The sequence below is a fragment of the Flavobacterium sp. genome, from assembly GCF_036405015.1.
In the GTDB taxonomy this organism is placed as follows: Bacteria; Bacteroidota; Bacteroidia; order Flavobacteriales; family Flavobacteriaceae; genus Flavobacterium.
The window spans coordinates 41077-51296 of record NZ_DASWYK010000078.1 but is presented as its reverse complement, the minus strand read 5'-3'; the positions used below and the strand labels follow the sequence as shown (position 1 = coordinate 51296).

Genomic DNA, 10220 nt, shown 5'->3' with positions numbered 1-10220 from the left:
AGTAAAAAAATATATCAAAATGAAAAAGATCCTTATAACATTCCTTTTAAGTGCCGGTTTATTGGTATCGTGCACGGAGCTTGAGGTAACACCAGCCTCTTTTGTAACCGAAGACAATTATTTTATAACACAAGATGATGCTGTTGCGAGTGTAACTGCTGTTTACGCTTCATTAAGCCTTGATCCAGGTGAACAAAGTTTGTTTGGAAGAAATCTTTATTTCTTAACCGATATGGCTTCTGATTATGCCGCGGCGGGAGTTTCTGCAACGAATCCACAAGTTAGGGCTTTGAGCAGTTTGACTCATGATGCGACTTCAGATCGTGTTCAGGTAGCTTGGAGACAAATTTATGCAGGAGTAAACAGAGCTAATGTTGCTATTGATAATATTCCGAAAGTTTCTGGTTCTGAAGTAATCAAAACAAGATTAATTAATGAAGCTAAATTCATAAGAGGTCTCTTGTATTTTCAGGCAGTTCGTCTTTGGGGCGGTGTTCCGATTGTTTTGCACGAAGCAACTTCAATCAATTTAGGAGATTTAAAAACCAATCGTGCCACGGTTGATGAAGTTTACGCTCAGATTATTAAAGATTTAACAGATGCTGAAAGTTTACCTGCAACTTATAGCGCTGCAGATGCTGGACGCGCGACTTCTGGAGCTGCAAAAGCGATTTTGGCTAAAGTATATATCACTAGAAAAGATTGGCCGAATACCATTCTAAAAGCCCGTGAAGTAATTAATGGCGGATATGGTTATGCTTTGTTTGAAGATTTTCAGGACATTTTCACTAAAACCAAAAAGAATGGAAAAGAGCATATTTTCTCTGTTCAGTTTGAGCCAAATCAAGCTGGAAATGGTTCTAGCGGAAGTACTTTCCAAGCCACTTCTTTTACTGGATTTACGGCTACTGAACCAGCAGATATTATCTCAGACGTAGCTTTATTCTATGACATTTATGCTGCTGGAGATAAACGAAGAGATGTGAGTTATGCGAAACAATTGCTAAATCCGACAACGGGTACACTTTACACTTTTCCGAAACCAATTTTCAAGAAATATTTGGATTTAACGAATCTGGCAACGCCTTCAAACGTAGCGATTAACTTTCCGGTTATTCGTTATGCAGACATTCTTCTGTCTTTAGCGGAAGCGATCAATGAACAAGGCGGACCAACTCCAGAAGCTTACGAATTAATCAATCAAGTTAGAAGAAGAGCTTTCGGAAAGGCAATTACAACTCCTGATGTAACAATAGATTTAATCGGATTGAATCAAACCACTTTTAGAGCTGCAATTCAGGAAGAACGTAAAAAAGAATTTGTTCAGGAAGGACAAAGATGGTTTGACTTGGTACGTTGGGGAACTTTGGTTACCGAAGTAAAAAAAGTAACGGCTAAAAACTCTGTTTCAGAAAGAAATAATCTTTATCCGATTCCGCAAAGCGAAAGAAATATCAATCCAGACGGTTTACCTCAGAATCCTGGATATTAATCAAGAACCTTTAACTATAAAAAAACTATACAACATGAAAAATTTTAAAAATAGCATTTCAATCAAAAGCTCTAAGAAAGGGCTTTTGATTACTGCTGTCCTAATTGCTCAATTGGGAATTGCACAAGAAAAAACAGAATTTAAAGGTACAATCGGGAAAACTTTGGCAGATTCAAAAGAATATTGGCCAGAGCCTGTAACGGCACCAAAAGGCGCTCCGAACGTTGTTTGGATTTTGTTAGATGATGTCGGATTTGGAGCTGCAAGTGCTTTCGGAGGTTTAATTAGCACTCCAACTTTTGATAATTTGGCAAATAATGGTTTACGCTATACCAACTTTCACACCACTGCAATTTGTGCTCCCACTCGTGCGGCTTTGTTGACCGGAAGAAACTCAGGAAGAGTTCATGTAAGCGGATTTTCGCATACCATTTTATCAGCAGGTTTTCCTGGTTGGGATGGTCGAATTCCGTCTGATAAAGGAACTATTGCAGAAATTCTTCGTGAAAATGGTTACAACACTTTTGCAGTTGGTAAATACGGTGTTACGCCAGACGAAGATGCTACAGATGCAGGTCCGTTTGACAGATGGCCAACCGGAAAAGGTTTTGACCATTTTTATGGATTCTTAGGTTCACAGACCGATCAGTACAATCCTGATTTGGTGGAAGATCAAGTTCATATTAAACCTGATGGCCGTCATTTGAATGAATTGATTACCGATAAGGCCATCAGTTACATTCAGAAACAACAGAAAGCGGCGCCAGGAAAACCATTTTTCTTGTATTATGCGCCTGGAGCTGTTCACGCACCTCATCAAGTTGCTGAAAAATGGGTTGAACCATACAAAGGAAAATTTGATGAAGGCTGGGATGTTTACCGCGAAAAAGTATTGGCTAACCAGAAAAAATTAGGTGTAATTCCTGCAAATGCTGTTTTACCAGAACGCAATGCCTTAATTACAGAATGGAAAAAATTAACGCCAGACCAAAAGAAAGTCTATGCCAGATTTATGGAAGTTTACGCTGGATTCTTAACATATACTGATTATGAAATTGGAAGAGTTGTAGATTATTTAAAACAAAGCGGACAACTTGATAATACTTTAATCTTTGTTGCAATTGGCGATAACGGAGCGAGTAAAGAAGGAACTTTACAAGGAACAATCAGCCAAAGTTTATTCTCTCAAGGAAAAACGGATGAAGAGAATTTTCAAAGCAATTTGAATAATATCGGAGAAATCGGAACTGCAAAAGGCTTAAACACCAATTATCCTTTAGGATGGGCGCAAGCGACAAATGCACCTTTCAAAAACTGGAAACAAGATGCACATTCTGAAGGCGGCACTCGTAACCCGTTAATTGTTTTTTATCCAAACGGAATTAAAGACAAAGGAGGCATCCGAAATCAATACAGCCACGTAACCGATATTTTACCAACCACTTTGGATATTGCTGGAATTAAAGCTCCAGAATACATCAAGAATATCAAACAAGATATTATTCAAGGTTCAACTTTCAAGGCTTCTTTAGACAATCCGAAAGCAGAATCGCTTCATAAAGTTCAATACTACTACATTTTTGGAAATAGAGCCATTTATAAAGATGGATGGAAAGCTTCGGCAGCGCATTTACCAGATTCTTTTGCGGTAAAAAAATCGATAGGAAACAACGAAAAACCTGCGCCAAGTAATTTCGACACTGATGTTTGGGAACTATACAACTTAAACGAAGATTTTAACGAACGCAATAATCTGGCTAAAAAATATCCTGAAAAACTGGCCGAACTTCAAAAGCTATTTGATGAACAAGCCAAAGAAAATAATGTTTACCCATTGATTGACTGGCAGGATGTTTACAACAGAAGAATTCATAATACAGGAGCTGACAAAGGAAAAACCGTTTCTGATTTAATCAAACAGGCTACAAAACCTGGAGGAAGTTCTAATTAATAATCTTTCGATTCCTGCAAGGTTTTCAAAACCTTGTAGGTTTCAATTCACAACAACTAAAAAAAACATACCTACAAGGTTTTGAAAACCTTGCAGGAAATAAAACGAACAATATGAAACGAATAGATTATGAAATTATAGGAAAAAAGATTGTCGTTGGGATAATCTTGTTTTTAGTTCCGCTGGCCATTTTAGCTGGAGGATTAACCATTATTAATCAATTTTTAAAATAAGAAATCATGGCAATAGTTCAAAAAGAAAAATTAGTAAGAGACTTAACTATAAGTTTCTTCATTTATTCGCTGCCAGTATTGGCAATATATCTTTATTTTCAACTTGGAGGCAGCTCCGTAAGCGAATCACATTTAACAGTACCCTCATTTTTACAATTTCTACAACCTGTTTTTGCAAACATTAGATCTTGGGGATTAATCGTATTTATGATTGTTCTAGGAATAATCGAATTCGCAGCAGGTTTATACGATGACGAATGGACAGGTGAAGAACGAAAAATTGATATTGTTTCTTTCTTGGCACCAAAATTAATTCTGCCTCCAATCATTGCTTTTTTCAGCTTAACGGCTTTACCCTATTTATTACCAAATGCAGCGAATGCTTTATCATGGGTTCCATTTTGGGGAGGCTTTTTCCTAATCGCCATTGCCGATGATTTAACGCAATATTGGTACCATAGACTGCATCATCAAGTTCCGTTTTTATGGCGTTTTCACAGAACACATCATTCTGCTCCTTATATGGGAATGGCGATGGCTTCGAGACAAAACTTTATTTACACCGTTTTCTTTTCTCAAATTTATTTGACTGCGACTTTAACGTATTTAGGTTTAGGACTTCCTGCTTTATTTGTATTAGTTATTAAAAGTTTTATCACATTAGGAGCGCACTCAAGCATTCCATGGGATAAACCTTTCTACAAATACAAAGTGCTTCATCCAATTGCTTGGGTTTTAGAAAGATTGATTTCTACTCCTGCAACGCATCAGGCACACCACGCCGATACCAGCGGAGACGGGGTTGGACATTTTAAAGGAAACTTTGGAAATATGTTCTTCATTTGGGATATCATTTTCGGAACCGCATTAATCACTCGAAAATATCCAAAAACATTTGGAACAAAATCATACAAACAAGAAGAATGGTACGCACAATTTCTTTGGCCGATATTCAAATCTAAAAAAGAAGGAAGTTCTCTTGCCGAAGGTGTTTTGGCATTTCCGTCAAAACCTAAAGAAATTGTTGTTGAAGAAACTCCTGCTCCAGTTTTGGAACAAGTTTAATCGAGCTACAATGAAAAATCAAATTTTAAAAACCAGTTTAACAGCAATTGCCTTTTTATGGGCAATTGTTGTTTTTTCTCAGGGACAAAGTGCCAATGTACTTTTAGATGCTTTTTATTCAAAAATCAAAACACAAAAAAGTCCGCAGATAATTGACGCAAGAGGTACTGATGAATTTGCCCTAAACCATATTGAAGGCGCTGTAAATTTCAATACAAAATCAGAAGATTTTGAAAAAAGAGTAGCAAATTTAGATCAAACAAAACCGGTATTTATCTATTCTATAGCAGCTTATAGAAGTGGTCTTTTATCTACTGAATTATCAAAAAGAGGCTTCTCAGAAATATATATTCTCGAAGGCGGAATTGCGAATTGGATTGGCGGTGGAAAACCATTTTACAGTAATCTAAAAAGTAAATTATCATTAGCAGAATATAAAAAAATCATTGCCTCCAAAGAGTACGTTTTGGTAGATATTGGTTCAAAATATTGTGCCACTTGTAAAACCGTAAAACCCATTTTAGAATCCCTCCGAACTCAATACGGCGAAAAACTGAAAATCATCGAAATTGAGCTAGAGGAAAGTCCGCAGGTAATTGCAGATTTAAAAAATGTGAAGGTCTTTCCAACTTTAATTTTTTACCAAAATGGTAAAATCGTTTTCAAAAAAGACGGCTTAGGCGATTTAAAAAATGATGTTGATGTGGCTTTAGCTTCAAAATAATCTTTTTTCTACAAATATTTGAAAGACTTTCAGTTTGTCATTTCGAGGAACAAGAAATCGCACTAGAAATTCCGTTAAAAGAAAGCCCTTCTTTGTAGAGAAACGCGTGTGATTTCTCGTTCCTCGAAATGACAAATCTGGACTAAAAAATTCTAAACATAAAGTCATAATTAAAAATAAACCAAAAACCAAAATATGGCAACTTATAAAAAAATAACCAAAATTGTTGTTTCCATTTTAATAGTGCTTCTCATTCTAGCAGTATTTCTTTTTTGGCCGATTAACACTAATGGAACTTTAATAAAACCAAATGAAAAATTAGTGGAAGGAAAAGCAGCATTTCTTGCACAAAAAGACACTTCAACGGAGAAAAAACCGAATATCATCATTCTTCTAGCCGACGATTTAGGAAAATATGATATTTCGCTCTATGGCGGAAAATCAACTCCTACTCCACAAATTGATTCTTTGGCGGCTTCGGGAGTTACTTTTACAAATGGTTATGCTTCTGCTGCTATTTGTTCGCCTTCTCGAGCAGGTTTGATTACGGGAAGATATCAGGAACGTTTCGGTCATGAATATCAGCCGGGAGATCGTTATCCGAAAAACAACTTGGAATATTATGCTTTCAAATATATAATGAATACGAATAATTGGCGATTAAATGATAAGATAGAATATCCAAATGATGCTTCGATTGCAACTCAAGGTTTGCCACAATCTGAAATTACCTTTGCAGATTTAGCCAAAAAACAAGGTTACAGTACGGCAATTATCGGAAAATGGCATTTGGGACACAATAAAGGATTTTTTCCTTTAGATCGTGGTTTCGATTATCATTACGGATTTTATCAGGCATTTTCACTTTTTGCTCCAGAAGATAATAATCCCGATATCATCAATCATCATCATAAAGATTTTACCGATAAAATGATTTGGGGTAAAGGTCGTGTCGGAATTGGGCAAATTCGAAGAGATACTACGATTATTGATGAAAAGAAATATTTGACTGAAAAGTTTGCAGAAGAGGCGGAAGCTTTTATTGATAAAAATAAAACAAAACCGTTTTTATTATATGTTCCGTTTAATGCGCCTCATACGCCATTTCAGGTACGAAAAAAATACTACGATCGTTTTCCGAATGTAAAAGACGAAAACAAACGGGTGTATTTTGCCATGATTAGTGCTTTGGATGATGCGATTGGAAGAATCCGTGAAAAAGTAAAAAAAGAAGGTTTAGAAGATAATACTTTAATCATTTTTGCCAGCGACAATGGTGGAGCCGATTATACATTTGCCACAACAAATGCCCCATTAAAAGGCGGTAAATTTTCTCATTTTGAAGGCGGAATCAATGTTCCTTTTGCACTTTCGTGGAAAGGAAAAATTAAACCAGGTACCATTTATAAGGAACCAGTTAGTACTTTAGATTTCTTCACTACAATCGCTTCTGCCATTCATTCAGATTTACCAAAAGACAGAACTTATGATGGAGTTGATTTAGTAGAAACCGTCAATAAAAATAAAATAGCGCATAAAAATTTATACTGGCGTTCGGGCGATGCAAAAGCAATTCGAAGTGGTGACTGGAAATTGATTATTAGTGGTAAAACACATGAAAAATGGTTGTACAATCTGGCTTCGGATAAATTTGAGAAAACAGATCTTTCCCATAAAAATCCAGAAAAAGTCAAAGAATTGCAAACAGCTTTAACAAATTGGGAAAAAGAGTTGATCAAACCGCTTTGGCCTAATTTAACCTATTATGAATTCGATTTTGGAAAACAGAAATACTTTGTCGATTTATGACAAAAGAAATAGTTACTTTTTTTGATATTTTAGGTAATTATAAACAGAAGGCGATTGTATTTTGTACAATCGCCTCTTTTTATCAATAGTCAGAAATAATTAATTTCTAAATTCGTTTAAAGATTTTTCGATAATCTCCAGACATTCTTGAATTTGTTCTTCTGTCATGACCAAAGGCGGCGCCAATCTGATTTTATTTCCGTGAGTTGGTTTTGCCAATAATCCGTTATCTCTAAATTTTAAGCAGATTTCCCAAGCCAAATCAGATTCTTCGTCTGTATTAATTACGATTGCATTTAATAAACCTTTTCCGCGAACAAGCGTAATTAAGTCGTTTTTTTCTGCAATTTTATTCAATCCGTCTCTTAAAATTACCCCAAGACGTTCTGCGTTTTCAGCCAGTTTTTCGTCTTTAATTACTTCAAGAGCTGCAATGGCAACGGCTGCTGCAACAGGATTTCCTCCAAAAGTAGATCCGTGTTGTCCTGGTTTAATTACATTCATGATTTCATTATTACATAAAACCGCTGAAACTGGGTAAACTCCGCCAGAAATTGCTTTTCCTAAAATTAGAATATCCGGTTGTACATTTTCATGATGAACTGCTAGTAATTTTCCAGTACGTGCAATTCCAGTTTGAACTTCATCTGCAATAAAAAGTACATTGTGTTTTTCGCAAAGTGCTTTCGCTTTCGCTAAATAACCTTCAGAAGGAACATAAACTCCTGCTTCACCCTGAATTGGTTCAACCAAGAATCCAGCAATATTTTTAGATGAATTTAAAGCGTTTTCAAGAGCTTCTAAATTGTCATATTCAATTTTTATGAAACCGTCTGTAAAAGGTCCGAAGTTTTTACGTGCTGTTTCATCATTCGAAAATGAGATAATCGTAGTAGTTCTTCCATGGAAATTATTTTCGCACACAATAACCTGTGCCTGATTTTCAGGAATTCCTTTTACTTCGTATGCCCATTTTCTACAAACTTTAAGCGCTGTTTCTACTGCTTCAGCACCTGTATTCATTGGCAGTACTTTATCAAAACCAAAATATTGGGTTACGTATTCTTCGTAGTTTCCTAATTTATCATTGTAAAAAGCACGAGAAGTCAAAGTCAGTTTTTGAGCCTGTTCGACCATTGCATTCACAATTTTCGGATGACAATGCCCTTGATTCACTGCTGAATAAGCCGATAAAAAGTCATAATATTTTTTACCGTCTACATCCCAAACGTACACTCCTTCTCCACGCTCCAAAACTACAGGAAGCGGATGGTAATTGTGGGCTCCGTATTTATTCTCTTTTTCAATCAAAACTTCTGATTTTGACGAAAGTGCTTTTTCTGTACTTATCATAATCTGCTTTTTATTTTGACAAAAATATTAAAAATTAAATTAATCGAGAGTTAAATTTTATATTTTGACTTAAAAATAACAAAATTAAAGTCAAAAATCACATTTTAACGCTTTTAAAAAAGCAATATTTATTTTAAGAGAAATAGTCTTTTGTGATTAATTATTAAAAAAAATAATTACTTTTATAAATCATCATCAACAGATTTTAAAAGCTTATTATTGAATGGAATTACTAGACGAATTTGATATTAGTATTATTAAAGAATTAGAAAAAGACGGCAGAATGGCTTTTTCTGCAATTGCAACTAATTTGAAAATATCAAATACAATGGTGCATCAACGCATTAACAGAATGATCGAACAAGGCGTTATTGGCGGCATAAAACCTATTATTCAGGAAAAGAAAATTGGTTACGATTGGGCTTCTTTTACCGGAATCACACTAAACAAAGACTCAGATTCTGATCGTATTATCGAAGCACTTAAAGAAATTCCTGAAATCACAGAATGTTATTACGTTACGGGTTCTTTTACTTTATACATTAAAATAATTGCCAAAAATCATGAACACATGCGTCGTATTCTTTATGAAAAAATCGACGGCATTCCCGGCATTGCCAAAACCGATTCGATTGTAGAATTAGGCTGTGCTTTTAAAAGAAATATTTCCTTATAAAAAACTGTTTTTACCAAAACATCATATTCGTTATAAACCTCACAATAATTTACTTGTGAGGTTTTTTTGTAACATAATATTTCTGATATTTGTTAAAAATTACCAAATTATGAAAAATCACGTACTAATTTTATTCAGTGCAATCTTATTTTCCAACCTTATGAATGCGCAATTAAAACCAGTAAAATATAGCGAAGGAAGTCAGCAATTGAATGGCTTATTTATCAAATCTGCTAAAAAAAGCACCAACAATCCCGGAATCTTACTTTTACCAGCGTGGCTTGGAATTGATAATGCTTCTAAAGGAATTGCCGAAGAATTATCTAAACTAGGCTATCATGTATTTATCGCCGATATTTATGGAGAAGGAAATTATCCAAAAAATACTGGCGAAGCAGGAAAACAAGCTGGCTTTTATAAAACAAATTATGAAGCCTATCAAAAACGCATCAATACCGCTTTACAGGAATTAATAAAAGCCGGAGCCAATGCCGATAACATTGTAGCAATTGGTTATTGTTTTGGAGGAACTGGAGTTCTGGAAGCTGCAAGAGGCCATTTAAATCTAAAAGGTGTAGCTTCATTTCACGGAGGTTTAGGAAAAGATGCCAGCAGAAAGACAGAAAACATAAATACAAAAGTTTTAGTTTGCCATGGAGCCGATGATCCATTTGTTCCGAAAGACGAGATTACAGCATTTCAACAAGAAATGCGTGATTCTAAAGCAGATTGGCAAATGATTTATTATGCTAATTCTGTTCATTCCTTTACCAATCCAGAAGCAGGAAGTGATAATTCTAAAGGAGCAGCGTATAATGCCGTTGCAGCAAAACGTTCTTTTGATCATTTACAACTATTCCTGAATGAAGTTTTAAAGAAATAATACCACACAAAAACCGCCAAAAACAAATTAATCC

General features: G+C 35.2%; 8 protein-coding genes. 7 read left to right on the top strand and 1 reads right to left on the bottom strand.

Annotated features, from left to right (window positions below; genetic code table 11):
- The first annotated feature begins 19 nt into the window (after positions 1–19).
- The 5 genes from VGE71_RS06565 to VGE71_RS06545 all read left to right on the top strand — a co-directional run bounded on the left by VGE71_RS06565 (position 20) and on the right by VGE71_RS06545 (position 7274).
- Entirely contained in the window at positions 20–1492 is a 1473-nt protein-coding gene (locus VGE71_RS06565; RefSeq protein ID WP_331137609.1) for a RagB/SusD family nutrient uptake outer membrane protein, read from the top strand.
- Positions 1493–1526: 34 nt separating this feature from the next.
- Positions 1527–3443 (top strand): arylsulfatase, encoded by a 1917-nt coding sequence (locus VGE71_RS06560; protein WP_331137608.1) that lies wholly within the window; start codon positions 1527–1529, stop codon positions 3441–3443.
- Between the two features lie 239 nt (positions 3444–3682).
- A complete protein-coding gene (locus VGE71_RS06555) occupies positions 3683–4741 on the top strand; it encodes a sterol desaturase family protein (RefSeq protein ID WP_331137607.1) in 1059 nt (352 codons plus the stop codon).
- Positions 4742–4751: 10 nt separating this feature from the next.
- Positions 4752–5465, top strand: coding sequence for a thioredoxin domain-containing protein (locus tag VGE71_RS06550; protein WP_331137606.1), 714 nt, complete (start codon positions 4752–4754; stop codon positions 5463–5465).
- A gap of 195 nt (positions 5466–5660) precedes the next feature.
- The gene (locus VGE71_RS06545; protein ID WP_331137605.1) at positions 5661–7274 is read left to right on the top strand and encodes a sulfatase-like hydrolase/transferase; all 1614 of its coding nucleotides are present in this window, start codon (positions 5661–5663) and stop codon (positions 7272–7274) included.
- Between the two features lie 99 nt (positions 7275–7373).
- Here VGE71_RS06545 and rocD read toward each other — a convergent pair whose 3' ends face one another.
- Entirely contained in the window at positions 7374–8627 is a 1254-nt protein-coding gene (gene rocD / locus VGE71_RS06540) for an ornithine--oxo-acid transaminase (protein ID WP_331137604.1), read from the bottom strand.
- 223 nt (positions 8628–8850) lie between these two features.
- On the opposite strand from rocD, the gene VGE71_RS06535 reads away from it, so the two are divergent.
- On the top strand, positions 8851–9303 hold the full coding sequence (locus VGE71_RS06535) for an Lrp/AsnC family transcriptional regulator (RefSeq protein ID WP_331137603.1): 453 nt from the start codon (positions 8851–8853) through the stop codon (positions 9301–9303).
- Positions 9304–9412: 109 nt separating this feature from the next.
- Positions 9413–10186, top strand: a complete 774-nt coding sequence (locus VGE71_RS06530) for a dienelactone hydrolase family protein (protein WP_331137602.1) — start codon at positions 9413–9415, stop codon at positions 10184–10186.
- The last annotated feature ends 34 nt before the right edge of the window (positions 10187–10220 follow it).

What these genes read in the sequence shown, in the direction of transcription:
- VGE71_RS06565 (WP_331137609.1), top strand. Translation starts at nt 20, where the DNA reads ATGAAAAAGATCCTTATAACATTCCTTTTAAGTGCCGGTTTATTGGTA.
- VGE71_RS06560 (WP_331137608.1), top strand. Translation starts at nt 1,527, where the DNA reads ATGAAAAATTTTAAAAATAGCATTTCAATCAAAAGCTCTAAGAAAGGG.
- VGE71_RS06555 (WP_331137607.1), top strand. Translation starts at nt 3,683, where the DNA reads ATGGCAATAGTTCAAAAAGAAAAATTAGTAAGAGACTTAACTATAAGT.
- VGE71_RS06550 (WP_331137606.1), top strand. Translation starts at nt 4,752, where the DNA reads ATGAAAAATCAAATTTTAAAAACCAGTTTAACAGCAATTGCCTTTTTA.
- VGE71_RS06545 (WP_331137605.1), top strand. Translation starts at nt 5,661, where the DNA reads ATGGCAACTTATAAAAAAATAACCAAAATTGTTGTTTCCATTTTAATA.
- rocD (WP_331137604.1), bottom strand. Translation starts at nt 8,627, where the DNA reads ATGATAAGTACAGAAAAAGCACTTTCGTCAAAATCAGAAGTTTTGATT.
- VGE71_RS06535 (WP_331137603.1), top strand. Translation starts at nt 8,851, where the DNA reads ATGGAATTACTAGACGAATTTGATATTAGTATTATTAAAGAATTAGAA.
- VGE71_RS06530 (WP_331137602.1), top strand. Translation starts at nt 9,413, where the DNA reads ATGAAAAATCACGTACTAATTTTATTCAGTGCAATCTTATTTTCCAAC.